16 protein-coding genes are annotated in these 13,328 nt (G+C 56.0%); 1 reads left to right on the forward strand and 15 read right to left on the reverse strand.

What is annotated here, in order from left to right; translation table 11 throughout:
- The first annotated feature begins 415 nt into the window (after window positions 1–415).
- Window positions 416–571: a hypothetical protein gene (locus V8N38_RS21855; RefSeq protein ID WP_187181576.1), complete on the forward strand. Its 156-nt coding sequence runs from the start codon at window positions 416–418 to the stop codon at window positions 569–571.
- On the opposite strand, the gene V8N38_RS21860 is transcribed toward V8N38_RS21855, so the two are convergent.
- From V8N38_RS21860 to V8N38_RS21930, 15 genes are all read right to left on the reverse strand, one after another.
- Window positions 568–1,326, reverse strand: coding sequence for a TIGR03747 family integrating conjugative element membrane protein (locus V8N38_RS21860; protein WP_147840429.1), 759 nt, complete (start codon window positions 1,324–1,326; stop codon window positions 568–570). The genes V8N38_RS21855 and V8N38_RS21860 overlap by 4 nt on opposite strands.
- On the reverse strand, window positions 1,307–3,421 hold the full coding sequence (gene traD / locus V8N38_RS21865; protein WP_147840430.1) for a type IV conjugative transfer system coupling protein TraD: 2,115 nt from the start codon (window positions 3,419–3,421) through the stop codon (window positions 1,307–1,309). The genes V8N38_RS21860 and traD overlap by 20 nt, the downstream gene beginning before the upstream one ends.
- Entirely contained in the window at window positions 3,414–4,040 is a 627-nt protein-coding gene (locus V8N38_RS21870) for a restriction endonuclease (protein WP_147840431.1), read from the reverse strand. Before V8N38_RS21870 ends, traD begins: the two co-directional genes overlap by 8 nt.
- Window positions 4,037–4,561 (reverse strand): integrating conjugative element protein, encoded by a 525-nt coding sequence (locus V8N38_RS21875; protein WP_147840432.1) that lies wholly within the window; start codon window positions 4,559–4,561, stop codon window positions 4,037–4,039. Before V8N38_RS21875 ends, V8N38_RS21870 begins: the two co-directional genes overlap by 4 nt.
- A gap of 2 nt (window positions 4,562–4,563) precedes the next feature.
- Window positions 4,564–5,256 (reverse strand): transglycosylase SLT domain-containing protein, encoded by a 693-nt coding sequence (locus V8N38_RS21880; protein WP_147840433.1) that lies wholly within the window; start codon window positions 5,254–5,256, stop codon window positions 4,564–4,566.
- Window positions 5,235–5,945 carry a TIGR03759 family integrating conjugative element protein gene (locus tag V8N38_RS21885; protein WP_147840434.1) on the reverse strand — a complete coding sequence of 237 codons (711 nt, stop codon included), beginning with the start codon at window positions 5,943–5,945 and terminating at the stop codon, window positions 5,235–5,237. Before V8N38_RS21885 ends, V8N38_RS21880 begins: the two co-directional genes overlap by 22 nt.
- A 10-nt stretch (window positions 5,946–5,955) precedes the next feature.
- Window positions 5,956–6,699: a hypothetical protein gene (locus V8N38_RS21890; RefSeq protein ID WP_147840435.1), complete on the reverse strand. Its 744-nt coding sequence runs from the start codon at window positions 6,697–6,699 to the stop codon at window positions 5,956–5,958.
- Window positions 6,696–7,340, reverse strand: a complete 645-nt coding sequence (locus V8N38_RS21895) for a PilL N-terminal domain-containing protein (RefSeq protein WP_147840436.1) — start codon at window positions 7,338–7,340, stop codon at window positions 6,696–6,698. Before V8N38_RS21895 ends, V8N38_RS21890 begins: the two co-directional genes overlap by 4 nt.
- Window positions 7,341–7,486: 146 nt before the next feature.
- Entirely contained in the window at window positions 7,487–7,927 is a 441-nt protein-coding gene (locus V8N38_RS21900) for a DUF29 domain-containing protein (protein WP_099784035.1), read from the reverse strand.
- A gap of 78 nt (window positions 7,928–8,005) precedes the next feature.
- Window positions 8,006–8,491, reverse strand: coding sequence for a single-stranded DNA-binding protein (locus V8N38_RS21905; RefSeq protein WP_084827541.1), 486 nt, complete (start codon window positions 8,489–8,491; stop codon window positions 8,006–8,008).
- Window positions 8,492–8,563: 72 nt separating this feature from the next.
- Window positions 8,564–9,031 (reverse strand): STY4534 family ICE replication protein, encoded by a 468-nt coding sequence (locus V8N38_RS21910; RefSeq protein WP_060558277.1) that lies wholly within the window; start codon window positions 9,029–9,031, stop codon window positions 8,564–8,566.
- Window positions 9,032–9,706: 675 nt separating this feature from the next.
- A complete protein-coding gene (locus V8N38_RS21915; protein WP_147840437.1) occupies window positions 9,707–11,746 on the reverse strand; it encodes a DNA topoisomerase III in 2,040 nt (679 codons plus the stop codon).
- 13 nt (window positions 11,747–11,759) lie between these two features.
- A complete protein-coding gene (locus V8N38_RS21920; RefSeq protein ID WP_099784030.1) occupies window positions 11,760–12,332 on the reverse strand; it encodes a hypothetical protein in 573 nt (190 codons plus the stop codon).
- Complete coding sequence (locus tag V8N38_RS21925; protein WP_099784028.1) at window positions 12,329–13,072, reverse strand: PFL_4669 family integrating conjugative element protein; 744 nt, start codon at window positions 13,070–13,072, stop codon at window positions 12,329–12,331. Before V8N38_RS21925 ends, V8N38_RS21920 begins: the two co-directional genes overlap by 4 nt.
- Before the next feature lie 19 nt (window positions 13,073–13,091).
- Window positions 13,092–13,322 carry a hypothetical protein gene (locus tag V8N38_RS21930; protein WP_147840438.1) on the reverse strand — a complete coding sequence of 77 codons (231 nt, stop codon included), beginning with the start codon at window positions 13,320–13,322 and terminating at the stop codon, window positions 13,092–13,094.
- Window positions 13,323–13,328: the final 6 nt, after the last annotated feature.

Below are 13,328 nucleotides of genomic sequence, written 5' to 3' on the forward strand. Positions count from 1 at the left end.
TTTAGCCAGGGGAAGCGCATGAAGCTAAATAAGCGGTCTGCAGACACTATTGTTGTACAAAGGCCTATTTTGTACATCAGCAGCAATAAGAGAAGGGGGTATCAGTTTGCACCGTTGGTAACACCAACGGCAGTAATACCAGTATCAGAATCAGCCCGACCTCATAAATGCATCACGACACTGAAAAGGAACATAGATCCCCCAATACACAAGATCGCAAGTACTTGCAGGACACGTAACCAACGTTGAACACGGTTTTCCGGAGGGGCTTTCTCTAAAATAGGTTTAAGCAGTGTGGCTAGAATAACAGCCTCAAGAGCAATAACAGCGCAAATATACAGATTCATTCAACACCTCGTTTTCGATTAAATTGCAGAGCCACAAAAATATTTAGGGGACATTCAGAGGACAATAAATGTTCGAACAAGAAGGACAGCAGGTAACTCGTTATGAAGTTTTGATGGTTTTTAAGCCTGGAAATACTGCCGCGCCGCACAGCGGCTTGTCTGCTGACGGCAGCGCACAAAAGCCAGTTTTGTACGCCGCCGTCCAGCTCGAGTTTTCGCTCTAGAGATACTTTTTAAAGGAGGCTGTCGTTACCGTTACCGCAATGCCGAGCAGAATAGCAGCCGGCAACAACAGCAGATTGGGGTATACCGCCGTTGGCCATGACAGGTACAGCATGCAGGGGATATACACCGCCGGCTTCACCATCCGCTTGGCATGGTGGTACACAAAACTCGACTCATAGCCGGCACCGTAGCGCCGAATATCACGTCGCCCCAGCCCCTCGGTCAGCGCGACCAGCATCACCAGGATAAACAGCGGGATGGACAGCACCAAAATGGTCACACGTACCAGGGTGATGACGGTGACGTACACCGTCGCCATCAGGTACTCTTTAAGCGTGGTAGCCAGCCAACCACTCCAGCTGTTCAGTTCCCTGGCAACCGCATTCTGACTGTGTACCTGGGTGTCATACGCCTGCTTAATCCAGTCCAAAAAGCCACTGTCCACGAAGGTCCATTGATACGCCGTCATAATCCAACGAGTGACGGTCACTGACGGTTCAGACAGCAGCAGGCTGCGTGTAAATTCAGAGGACAGGTACCCCAACTCGGTGTTCATCACCGCTTCACTGTGCGATGCGCCAAGCTCTGACCAGAAAAATGCCATCCCGACATATTCGATCACCAGGCTCACCAAAAGCGAAGCCAGGAACATCCCGATCAGCATCCAGGGCCAGCCCCACAGCACGTTGTAAAACAGCCCATGCTTACGGGGTTGTACGGGCTGCTGAGGTTGATTATTCACCGCTTGCGACATTCAGCCCCCCTTTCATAACCGCATCAGGCATTACCGTGCTGGCAGACCACCAGGACTCGCTGGTACGGTAGTTGCGCTGCATCTCCTCGGCAATCTTCTGCAGGTTGGCCGGCATCAAAGCATCATCCCTGTCACCGCAGGGCAGTGGCATCCGAATTTTCCACAGTTGACCACCTTCCAGTAGCGCGAACGCCTGCCCTTTCGGGAGGTTAATCACGTCCGCCGGGGCAAGCAGAGGGGCTTTCACAGTACCGACGCGGTCCTGGGTATTGGAAGTAAAATCCTGTCCCTTCTCCACATCGGCCGTATCGGCATGCCCTGATACCAGGGTTTTGGTGTAAATATCGACCTCCGGGAGCTGTGTTGTCAGCAACTGTGCGGTCCGGTTCTCACGCACGCGCAGCATAATCAGGGTATTGAAGTTCCCCGTCACCTGAGCCGCCTTCGCGGTACTGCCGATGCGCGCCTCGATATCCGACTCGGTTTGCGTATAGGCCGTCACCTGCATACCGGCGCCGCCGCCTTTGTTGATAAGCGGAATGAATTCATCGCCCATTAACTCGTTGAACTCGTCACAATGCAGGTTGATCGGCAGCTTGCCGTCAGCGCGGGTTGGCAGCCCGCCGTGCATACCGTGTTTGTAGATATGGCCGGCCACCGACACCAGATCGGCAAACATGCTGTTGCCAACGGCAGAGGCGACCACCCCGTCCGACAAGGCATCTAACCCCACGTAGACAATACCGCGCTTGCGGATAACTTGTTCCCAGTCAAAAATGGGCCTCGGGTCGCTCATATCCATATAGTTCGGTGCCAGGAGCTCGGCGGTCTTGCCGGTGGTGAGTTTTTCCAGCAACGGCAGCAGTGACGCCACAATTTTATCGAAGTAAGTACGGTCATAACGGACGGCTGACCGCAGGCCATCGAGAATGGGGTCATACAGCTGCTTGCCGGCCTCGGAACTCAGCGCCATTTCCACCGCCATGATTTTTATCGCGTTCGGCTGGCCCTGCATATTGCGCGGCACATCGTCCTCCGTCAGCACCTGCAGGCTGTTGTCGATTTGTTGCTGCAGCGCCGGCATACGCGCTTCAATCACTTTCTTTGCGTAGGTCTCATACAGCTCGCTGATGTTGTTCACGTAACGGGTGATCAACTGATAGTCCGGACGCTGACCCAGTGCGACCAGGGCACGCGCTACAATATTGACGAATCGCCAAGCAAACTCACGGAACGCCGCACTGTTGCCCTCCCCGCTCAACTGCCCGGAGATACGGCCAGCGACCTCAGAGACGCGTTCAAAACGCCCAACGGCGTTATAGCGTGCCGAGATATCCGGCCAGCCCAGATGGAAGATGAACAGCTCATCCCCGCGACCGGCACGGTGGGCTTCAGCCCAGACACGCCGCAGCAGGTCCGCATCCCCTTTTGGATCAAACACAATGGTGATATCGCCACGGCGTATATCCTGGGTGATAAGCAGCTCTGCCAGGCGGGTCTTGCCTACGCGGGTAGTGCCCAGCACCAGGCTGTGGCCCACACGTTCGCCCAGCGCCATCGAGACATCGAGCTCATCGGGTTCAATACCATGGATCGCCGGGTTCCCCCCGACCGGTGGCAGCGGCCGCACCGGGTTCAGCGGGGAGTCTTTGCGCAGCAGCTGGGACAACCACGGCAGGGTATATTCGGTTTTAAGCTCCAGTCGCCGCGCCATCTGGTACAACTGCGACGGTTGGACATATTTTTCCACTTCCGGCCGACGGGTATCCATCAGGCGCTGGGTGTGCTTTTGCTGCCAACGGAAACCCCGCCCCAGGAACAGCCGCTGCCGGCTCACCGGGATCTGTCGGCTTTCCATGACATAGCGCGGTAACCGACGCAGATTACGGCGATAACGGACCACCCGCAGGCCCTGCCGTGCTCGTACTGCGGACAGCACTGCAAACCCGCCGGCGGTGACATAACTCACTGACGGCGCCAGGGCGACCGACCAGGGAGCAACAAAACAAATCGCAGCCGCAGCACCGGCAACGATCGCGGTATTCAATTCTACCGCCGGGCGCAGCAGCGCTTCCATCACATGACGATTACTCATGACGACCTTCCTTATCATTCGGGTTGGTGACCGAATTCACGGTTAAAAAAAGCAGCCACTCTGTATTGCCGGCAAGCAACGCAAGCAGCTTTCGGCCACTGACCAGGTGGACGTGGGGATGGTTCTGCAACAACACCCGGCTCAGTTGACCGGTACGGCCGGTATGAATGAAAAAACCGTCACAATGGTGATCTCGCAGCAACGCACCAAAACGCGTGATATGGGACGGTGTGCTCGTCCGGCCGTAACGCTTGGCCTGGATGAGGTAGGTCTTGCCTTCGATAATGACCTGACCGTCCAGGCCACCGTCGCCGCTGTAGGAGGTATTGCGGATAACTGCATACCCCTGGCGCTCAAAGGCCAGGAGCAACAGCTCTTCGAAAACATAGGGATTGATTTTGCGCAGATAGGCCAGACGCTGACCATCACCACCCAGCAGCGGTAAGCGCACCAGCAACCGCATGGCCGTCGCCTGATATCGGCGGTGGCGCCGACGGCTGGCTGTCTCCCTGCCACGGCAGTTCAGCCCCAGCATGACAGCAACAAACAGCACTATCAGCACAACCGTCAGCACAGGGTTTACCATCAATGCTGCGGTGATGTGTTGCGCCGATATCATGGTGTGACCTGCTGGGACAAACCGGTATCAGTGATAAGTACCGGGTAATTCGACAGCTGCAGCCGGCGCGCCAACTCACTGCCGGAGGCTGGCGCCATCGGCACCCCCGGTGCCAGCTCACGCAGCGCCTTCAGGGCAGGCAGGTTGCTGACGTTAACGATGAGACCCGCAGCATGCCGGGATTTGAGTTGTTCCGCATTCTCCTGCAGCCAGAGACGACTGGCATCGTCATCCCCCACAATAAACAACGAACCAATCCCAGGCAGTTGCAGCGGGCGCGCCGCTACCACACCCGGCGTCAGCTCCGGTGTCGTCACCGGCAATACGGTCACTTCAACTTCATCAGCAGAGGCTGGGGCTTGCGGCATGGCCGGCGGCGCTTCCGCATCACTCTGCCGATTAATCCCCTCAAAATAAGGTGATGCGTCATCGCCACCGACATCGGCGATCACGTTCAGGTTGGCCAATGCCGTGGTGGTCACCAGACTCAGGCCGAACAGCAGAAAATTAATTTTTTTCATGATTATGGGTTCCGTGGTTCAATCCAGGTCAGCGCCGCCGTTTGTACCGGTAACACCGTAGCCGTGGGGGTTGTACTGGTCACCCGAACCGGAGCAGCCCCCCTGCCGTTCAGGCGTGCCAGCTTGCCACTCACGATGGATTTATACCGGGCTGCCGGTGCGCCGCCGGCGGGGTGGTGATAACACCCGGCGGCAACCAGCCAGCTTCCGGGATTGCGGTCATAGCATTCCCGCAGGATGGCCGCTGCCGCGTTGAGGTTGGTGTAAGGGTCAAACGCCTCCCAGGTCGACGTGAAGTGATGGCCGTTCCAGCCCAGATTGACCTGGGCAATCCCGACATCGATGCGCTTGCGAGGATGTGTTTTCAAAAAGCGCTGCAGTGCTTCCCAGGCCTGCAGGCGGCTGGCGTACCGATACCCTTTGCCGGCCACGTTAATGGTCCAGGGCCAGGGACGCTCCACATCCGGGGCCGGGCCGGCCCCGCGAGTCACCGAGATGATGCTTTTCGGCGCCATCGATGTCTCGGACAGCGCCACCGAATACAGGGACTCCGGCGGCACCCCGTGACGCAGCGCCACCTCCCGGTAACCGGAAGGCACCTGTTGGGTAGCAGCATGAACGACGCCACCGCTCACAACGGTGAGGAGGGCAAGCAGGGGCAACAGCCCCCGGGTCAGAATGCGGCGAGTGTCCATCCGTTCTCCCCTTGTTGCAGCACCACCGGCATCAGGCCGTTGCCGAATTTCATCCAGCGGCCACCGTCATGATTGAGCGTGATTTGACGTGCGCGCACCTTGTCGACGGGAATGTGATGCGCCTTCGCCCAATTACGCAGCAGACTGTCATCCCCTTTACTGTCGACGAGGTAAATGTCGACCGACCGGTTATCTGCCAGCACCGCCGCCAGGCGTGCATCGCACTGACCGCAGTCCTTCGCTTTCACGAACAGTGCCAGTCGCCCGCCGGCGTCATGTGCGATACCGGCCGCATTCCCCATGTTCACCGGCAACACACCAAGGCGCTGCCAGGCCACATCCACCTCACGCTGGAACTTGAGTTCTTTCTCGGTGCGGGCGAACTCCTGCTTTACCCACAGCTGCGCGTACTTTTTACGCTCGGCATCGCTCTGTGCTTCGATGCCAAGGGCAGTTAGCGGATCAAGCCCCGGAGACTGCGTCCCGCGAGGGCCATCCATCAACTGCTGATAACGCTGGTACTCTTCCCCACTGAGGCCCCACTGCCTGCCCTGCTGCGCCGTCTTGTTCGCCTGGCTCTGCTGAATCTCACTCAGGGTTGACTGGCTGTTCTCAATCGTCGTCTGCTGCGCCGCCTGTGATAACGGGCTCAGCAGCATCAGGGAAATTACGCTGTATTTCAGTTTCATCACGCTCTCCTTATTGGGCGCTGACGGTCTGCAGGCGGCCGTTCACACGAAACGTCGCCTGCCCGTAACCGGCACTGACCAGGATCCAGCCGGCGACCGACTCCCCTTCCCCGATTAACCGCACCTGCGACAAATCGCTGAACCCCAGCGGCGCCACAGCCGCAAAGGCCGACGTCCCGCGCTGCTCCACCCCGGTCAGCACGAATGGCGCTTTGCGCGCCACACGAGGTACCGCATTACGCGGGGAGGGTTTAATTGGCGTGGGCTTGTGCTTTGGGGTGATTTTGGCGGTCGCTGAAGGTGCAGCGGGGACGTCCGTTGAGGGGGCTACAGTCGGTACAAGCTTTTCAGTCGCTGACTTTTTCACGGACTCAATGCTGTCTTTCAGCGCATTTAACTCAACCTGTTGAGCCTGCAGCTGCTGCTCAAGTTTTTCCGGCAGCCCGGTGGTTAACGTCAGCGTCCCAACCTGCCGTATGAGCAAGTCCTGACGCTCAGCCAGGCTCTTAAGCTGTTTAGCATGCGCCTGCAGCTCATCGGCCATAGAGTTCATGCCATCCTGCGGCGCCAATGCTTTCTGTGCCTGCTCAAGCAGGGCAATACGCTGGTCGACATGCCTGATAGTCCCTGAGCCGACAAGGCCTGCAACCAGGACAACAACGACGCCGGCCGTTGCCCCCCAGAAGGTCTTGCTTCGCAGCAACCCTTTTTTGGCCGGTGTCATCGGCATCATTTCGTCATTATGCTCAGTCATTTTTTCAGCCACCCGCCGGTTGTCGGTACCGCGTTAACGGGCTGAGGTGCAATGACCGCCGCAGCAGGATGCGCTGAAACCGGTGCTGAAACCGCCCTGGCCGGCGCCACCGTCACCGGCGGCAGCTGTGTCGCCGGCAACTGATACCCGTCACGCAGGCTGTGGCAGACAACGCGTTGCACGTCGTCTACCTCAAGCTGCCACGCGGGGCCTGCCAGTACCTGCAGCGCGGTACGCAAACGCATCGGTCCCAGTTGGTACTGCACCGCCGGCAACGCCTGCCGGTACAGCACGCCGTTTGCCGGTCCAGTGGCGCACAGTGAATAGCCCGACTGGCGCAGCGCATAACGCAACGCGTCAGCCACCGTCGGTTTTACTGATGCCGGAATACGGATATCGATGATTTGCGAGAGCGGATCACGCTGAACGGCCGCCGGGTCAGTGCTGATCAGTAAATAACGGTCGTAGCGCACGACCTCAGGCACCTGCCCATAAGCATCCGGGCTGACCGGTTGAACGTTGCGGGTGACGGTAACCGAAGGCGTGACAGGGGAAATATCGCGTTGCTGCAGTGGCTGCTGAGTAACGCACCCGGTCAGCATGAATGCTGCCAGGGAAGAGACGAGAATTGTTTTTTTCATCCGGAAGATTTCCTGTTCAGTGACAATTGGCAGGTGTCACTGTGCGGTTACCGTCCAGGAGGCTCAATTAACAACTCTTTATTGCTAATCAAAAAAAAACGCCAACCCGAAGGTCAGCGTTATCGAATCATGCTAACGAACCCAAATTAGGGTTCTGGGTAATAATCCTGGTTCAGGATCTGTTCTGTAGTCCAAATGCAAGAAGCGGGTAATTTATCCAGACCGATCCCCGTTTCTTTTGATGCTATAGCCAAAGCATCAAACCAGGTATCTTCCAACCACTCCCGATCGACCATAGCAACTTTCAGACTAGGGGTTTTCTTTAAACGGCGCTCAATCAAACCGCGTTGCCCCTTGATCGTCAGTTCCCAACTTGTACCACGGTGAGTAGGTTGAAATTGCCACTTCAGAAGGTGAGCCAGTAAAACCGCCATCCGGCTGGCCAGTTCGCGCTTTTCACTCTTGCCCACGTCCTCAATCTCCTCGGCAATATTTTCAATATCCAGTTGGCTAAGTTTACCGGCACGCAGTAACGCCGCCTGTTCATTCGCCCAGGCGACCACGTCGGTATCGTAACGAGTTCCCATGGGAGCCTCCGGTATAGTAGATAGAAAAACTGCACACAGCAGACGCTATGTGCAGTATGTCAATGAATGCCATCCAGGTCAAAATGGGATGTCATCATCAAAGTCCATCGGCGGTTCATTGCCGGCAGACGCCTGAGGGGGTGTACCACTGTGGGTCGGTTGCTGAGGTTGCCCCCAACTACCAGACGCTGAGGGCCCCGGGTTATCGGTCTGACTACGACCACCCAGCATCTGCATCGTGCCGCCCACGTTAACGACTACCTCAGTAGTGTAGCGATCCTGGCCGCTCTGATCTGCCCATTTACGCGTGCGCAAAGCGCCTTCAATATAGACCTGCGAACCTTTACGCAAGTATTCGCCGGCAATTTCAGCTAGTTTGCCAAACAGCACCACACGGTGCCATTCGGTTTTTTCTTTCTGTTCGCCGGATTGTTTATCACGCCAGGTCTCGGAGGTCGCAAGCGACAGGGTGGCAACCGCACCACCATTTGGCATGTAACGGACTTCAGGATCCTGGCCAAGGTGACCGACAAGTATGACTTTGTTTACGCCGCGAGACGCCATAATCAAATCCTCATAGGGAATAGAGTTAGAAAGGGAAAAACGCCCCGAAAAATCGAGGCGTAAAGGGCGTTATCAGAAAGAGTTTTCCGCGTATTGTTGCTGTGCGGAACCTTGCTGAGGCGGCGTAGAGTCGGATTTCTCAGCCTGATATACCTTTTCCTGACCGATTTTGATCCAATCGACCTTGATAAGGCGGGCTTTGAGGCTGACGCGCTGTTCACCGGCATGTTCGCCGCTGTTGAGCGTGAAGATGTCCGTCTTGGGATTGCTGAGCACAAAACCAATCAGGACCTTTTTGTCTTCATCAACCGATTTTTGACAGCGGTTGATCAGGCTGCTGGCTTCTTTACCGGCGACCGTCACATCGAAACGCGTGTAACTGGCGTTATCGGTAGGACCGGAGAGTCCATTGACGACACAGCTGATAAAGGTGCCATTCGGGCCATTGACTTGACGAATGTTGCTGAGGTACCCCATGCCCTTGATAGTCAGGTTGAAGTATTCAGTTTTAGTAGATGCTTGCTGAGATTGGGTAGACATGATGTTTTCTCCAGGAGTAAAGATTCGGTGACGGAGAAATACACCTTCCCGACGGGAAAGTGTTTCCCGTCGGGAGTCTGCAAAGTCGTACGTCAGTGCAGACTGTCTTGATTGTGAAATGGACCTTCATCACCGCTAAGTGATCCCCGTTCTCAAAGGCTAAACGGTGTTACCGCCACGTGGGCTTCCTCTTTCAGGCTACGAGGCTATTGGCAGTCACCCGAGGGCGTTTCTCACAGACCGCTGAAACTTTGGCTGGCACTCACCCGAAGGCGCTTCTCACAGAGTGCTGAAGCATTGGCTGGTTGTCCGGAGACAACAAGTAAGCCTGTTCATTTTTAATGCAAGCATCGAGAGTGTCAACCGCAATATTCCGTTTTGAGAACCATAAAATAAAAACGGCGTTGATCCGAAAATCAACGCCGCACGGCCGGTACCTGAACCTTCAGTAAATTCTGTCAAACTCCGGGGAGGAACCTAGTCTCCCGACGCGTTTTTCACGGAGTTGCATGCGTCTTGACAGCCAACCTGAGTGTGGAGGCCGCTGACCGAACTGAAGCAGAAAAAAACCATGGAAGAATTTTCCCACCACCGCAGTTACGGGGTACCTATGCATTCTGCAAGAAAGCCAGATAACCTTAGCAAATCTTCCTAAAATTAACATCAGGCAATCTCTTACTCCGCACCGGTTGTTTTATTTTTAGCCGGTGATTTTGCTTTATAGCGCTTGGCCTTACGGCTTCCTTTCGCATCAATGTTGATGATGCCCTGGCAAGTGGGGTAATTACTGCAGCCCCAGAAGGCACCGCCACCTTTCTTGCCTGCACGCCGGCGCATCGTCCCACCGCATGTCGGGCACGGTGGTGAAGGAGGCGCAGTGAACTTCACCGCCTGCGTTTTCCCTTTCTCCACCAGATGGCCCGTCCACTGTGCCTGGCGACTCATGAACGTCTCGAGTGTCATCTGGCCCTGGGCAATCTCGTCCAGCGACTGCTCCCACAGCGCCGTCATCCCGGGGTTGGTCAGCGCGATCGGTAACGCATCTATCAGTTCGCCGGCAATCGGCGTGGAAAGCAGGATTTTTCCCTTCTTCTCCAGGTAGCCGCGTTTAAACAGCGTTTCCAGGATACCGGCACGTGTCGCTTCAGTACCCAGCCCCGCGTTCTCTTTCAGCACCTTCTTCAGTTGCGGGTCACTGACGAACGCCGCAGCATTTTTCATGGCGGCGATCAGTGTCCCGTCAGTAAAATGCCCCGGGGGCTTCGTCTGCAGCGTTTTAAGCTCCGCGCCGGCAACCGCGACGGATTCACCTTTTACCAGCGCCGGCAGCCGGACATCATCCGTGTCGGCCGACTCCTCTTTCACCTCGCTCACGTCATGCTGGAACAGAGCTTTCCAACCTACCACCGCCTCGACCTTGCCACGGGTGCGGAACAGTTGCCCGCCGATATTAAAGGTAGCCTCAGTCACATCCACTTCATGTAACGGCAGGAACTGTGCCAGGTAATGCTGACGGATCAGCTGATAGACCTTCAGCTCATCGGCAGACAGCTTGCTCAAATCGAACGGCTGCTTAGTCGGGATAATCCCATGGTGCGCCGTGATTTTTTTGTCGTTCCAGATGCGGGAAACAAAGGCCCTGTCGAGCCTGGCCACAATTTCGCTCTGCGTTGGATCCGTGCGGGTAACCGCACTCAGCACATCGGCAACCTCTTCCCGCATCGATGTCGGCAGATAGCCGCAATCTGTCCGGGGATATGTGGTCGCCTTGTGCGTTTCATACAGCGACTGCGCGATACTCAGCACCTGGTTTGCGCTCATCCCCCACTTGCGTGAGCAAGCCTGCTGCAGCGTCCCCAGGTCAAAGGCCAGCGGCGCGGACTCTTTCTTGCGCTCGGTCCCTACCTCAAGCACAACGGCATGACCTGTTTGCTGACACAGCTGCACCACGGCCTGCGCCACATTCTGCTGAATACAGCGCTTCTCTTCATCACAGTAGTTGGCAGCCGGCACCCAGTTCGCAGGAAAAGTAATGCCATCCTTTTGCAGGTTCGCCCTGACTTGCCAGTACGGCTTGGAAATAAAGTTGGCGATTTCGCGGTCACGGTTCACGACCAGCGCCAGCGTGGGAGTCTGTACCCGCCCGATCGACAACACCTCGCCGTATCCCTGTTCCCGCGCCTTTAGAGTATAAAGTCGGGTCAGGTTCATCCCCGTCATCCAGTCAGCCCGGGCGCGTGCCAGGCCGGCCTCATACAGGGGTGCTGTCTTCTCGCCAGGAAGTTTGTTTGCCAGAGCATGCCGGATACTGGCCTCGTCCAGAGCAGACAACCAGAGCCGTTGGACCGGGCCGGTAAAGTGGCAATGCTCCAGTAATTCGCGTGCGATCACTTCCCCCTCACGATCCGCATCGGTCGCAATCACTACAGAATCAACCTGTTTGAGCAACCCACGGATGACCGCAAACTGATCGGCAGTGTCTTTTTTTACCGTCATTTTCCACTGAGCAGGCACGATAGGCAGCACAGACTCCCGCCAGGGGTTACCGAACTGTTCACCGTAGGTCTCCGGCTGAGCCTGCTCCAGCAGGTGCCCGATAGCCCAAGTAACGATGACGCCGGCGCCCGCCAGATAGCCCTGCTTACGCTGGGTCGCCCCGAGAATGGCGCCGATATCTTTACCCTGGCTGGGTTTCTCACACAGGTAGAGCTGCATCAGATAACCTCCCTCAGCCCTGACCTTTGGCAACCTGCTGCAGCTGCGTCATCAATCTCCCAAGGTAAGCGTCGGTCAGGTGCGACGCATCCGGTGAGCTGTATGTCACTTTCAGACGGCTGCCGGCACCGGACTTGACCACTTCGAGCTCAAGACGATCATTGCCTTTCCATTCCTGCCCCATCTTGTAATAACTTCCCCGATTTGCTGACCAGACCGGGCGTGCTTCATCAATGGAGCTCGCGCTCCAGTCGCCGTGCTGATCACGCTGGCGCAGACTTTCAAGCTCCTCGGAGGAGATGAACTGATAATGACTTTTCAGCCGCGCCGCCGCGGTATCAACGTCCACCGGGAGGCTATAAGTATGATGCACATCCTGCCGGGGCCCGGAAATACCGGCCCGGGTCATCCAAGGCATGCTACCCTCACTGGAACTACCGCTACCACCGCTTGCCAGCGAATGGGCAGCGTCACTGATTTTCTGGTTCCACTCGCCCAACGCAGTGCCTGCACACCCCGTTAACAACAACGCGGCGCAAAGAACACCTGGCATCAAAAAAGACTTTACCTGTCGATTCATAATCATGATTTAGCTCCTTTTTTTGAAGAGGTGGGCGATGTTGGCACAGAAGTTTTATTGAGTGGGGGCGAAAAAGCGGAACGCGATGTGCCAGACATAATGTCTGCGTCAGGTTCCCCCAGGCGCTTGACCGCCTCCATACCAACCGGCGTTTGAAGGCGAATATCATCACGCGTTACAGCTACAGATCTGTACTGCTGCACAACCCCATAAACCTGCCGTACCCAATGCCCCCCCTGGCTCAGCAAGTCATCCCGCTTTTGACGAGAGATCAACCCATAGTGCCATGCCTGAAATGCTTTCATAGCCAGCTGATCAAAGCCAACGAGTAACCAGACACAACGATACCCGAGCGGAGTACGACTAAATACACCGATATTCAGTGGTGATACTGATGAGACTTCTGACATCGAGATCTGACCCGGCAAGCTGGATAAGACGTTATCAAGTTCTGAGACTGCGCTCTGCAATCGCGCGGTGCCACGTTCAATAATCTGCTCCAACGACAACATCGCGCCATCGGCATAAGGGTTGTCAGCGTTTGAATCAGCATTAATTTTCCCTGCTCGAGCGATGACCTGAGGCATGCTGACTATTGGTGGTTTATTTGACTCTTTCTCACGCTGCCGTCCCTCCCATAACAATATTGCATATTGTGTATGCAACTGGACGGTTAACGTCGATTTGAGCGCTCCTGCGCGAGTTGAAGAGGGTTTGTTTTCTTTATTGCTCGATGAATCAACCATTTTAAGCATCCTGTTTAACTTATGTGTGGCTTGAAATAGTTGCGCCAGCTTGTCCTGGCAACAATCCAAAACTCTTTTTGCATGACGAACAAAAACTCAAAAGGCTATCCCGTTCACTTCTATCCATTGCTGCCAGTGGCAACGGTGCATGCTTTTTAACCAGTGCTGCCACTGGCAGCAGTGCGTATTTTTTAACCAGCGCTGCCAGTGGCAGCGCTGGTGTATTTTTAAACAACTTGATTATCTGCACTCACGA

This window comes from Serratia nevei, from assembly GCF_037948395.1.
Classification (GTDB): domain Bacteria; phylum Pseudomonadota; class Gammaproteobacteria; order Enterobacterales; family Enterobacteriaceae; genus Serratia; species Serratia nevei.

Bases quoted from the DNA above. Each gene is read 5' to 3' on its own strand.
- V8N38_RS21905 (WP_084827541.1), bottom strand. From the start codon at position 8,491: ATGGCGTCTCGCGGCGTAAACAAAGTCATACTTGTCGGTCACCTTGGC.
- V8N38_RS21920 (WP_099784030.1), bottom strand. From the start codon at position 12,332: ATGATTATGAATCGACAGGTAAAGTCTTTTTTGATGCCAGGTGTTCTT.
- V8N38_RS21910 (WP_060558277.1), bottom strand. From the start codon at position 9,031: ATGTCTACCCAATCTCAGCAAGCATCTACTAAAACTGAATACTTCAAC.
- V8N38_RS21915 (WP_147840437.1), bottom strand. From the start codon at position 11,746: ATGCAGCTCTACCTGTGTGAGAAACCCAGCCAGGGTAAAGATATCGGC.
- V8N38_RS21895 (WP_147840436.1), bottom strand. From the start codon at position 7,340: ATGAAAAAAACAATTCTCGTCTCTTCCCTGGCAGCATTCATGCTGACC.
- V8N38_RS21870 (WP_147840431.1), bottom strand. From the start codon at position 4,040: ATGATATCGGCGCAACACATCACCGCAGCATTGATGGTAAACCCTGTG.
- traD (WP_147840430.1), bottom strand. From the start codon at position 3,421: ATGAGTAATCGTCATGTGATGGAAGCGCTGCTGCGCCCGGCGGTAGAA.
- V8N38_RS21860 (WP_147840429.1), bottom strand. From the start codon at position 1,326: ATGTCGCAAGCGGTGAATAATCAACCTCAGCAGCCCGTACAACCCCGT.
- V8N38_RS21900 (WP_099784035.1), bottom strand. From the start codon at position 7,927: ATGGGAACTCGTTACGATACCGACGTGGTCGCCTGGGCGAATGAACAG.
- V8N38_RS21925 (WP_099784028.1), bottom strand. From the start codon at position 13,072: ATGGTTGATTCATCGAGCAATAAAGAAAACAAACCCTCTTCAACTCGC.
- V8N38_RS21885 (WP_147840434.1), bottom strand. From the start codon at position 5,945: ATGAAACTGAAATACAGCGTAATTTCCCTGATGCTGCTGAGCCCGTTA.
- V8N38_RS21880 (WP_147840433.1), bottom strand. From the start codon at position 5,256: ATGGACACTCGCCGCATTCTGACCCGGGGGCTGTTGCCCCTGCTTGCC.
- V8N38_RS21890 (WP_147840435.1), bottom strand. From the start codon at position 6,699: ATGACTGAGCATAATGACGAAATGATGCCGATGACACCGGCCAAAAAA.
- V8N38_RS21875 (WP_147840432.1), bottom strand. From the start codon at position 4,561: ATGAAAAAAATTAATTTTCTGCTGTTCGGCCTGAGTCTGGTGACCACC.
- V8N38_RS21855 (WP_187181576.1), top strand. From the start codon at position 416: ATGTTCGAACAAGAAGGACAGCAGGTAACTCGTTATGAAGTTTTGATG.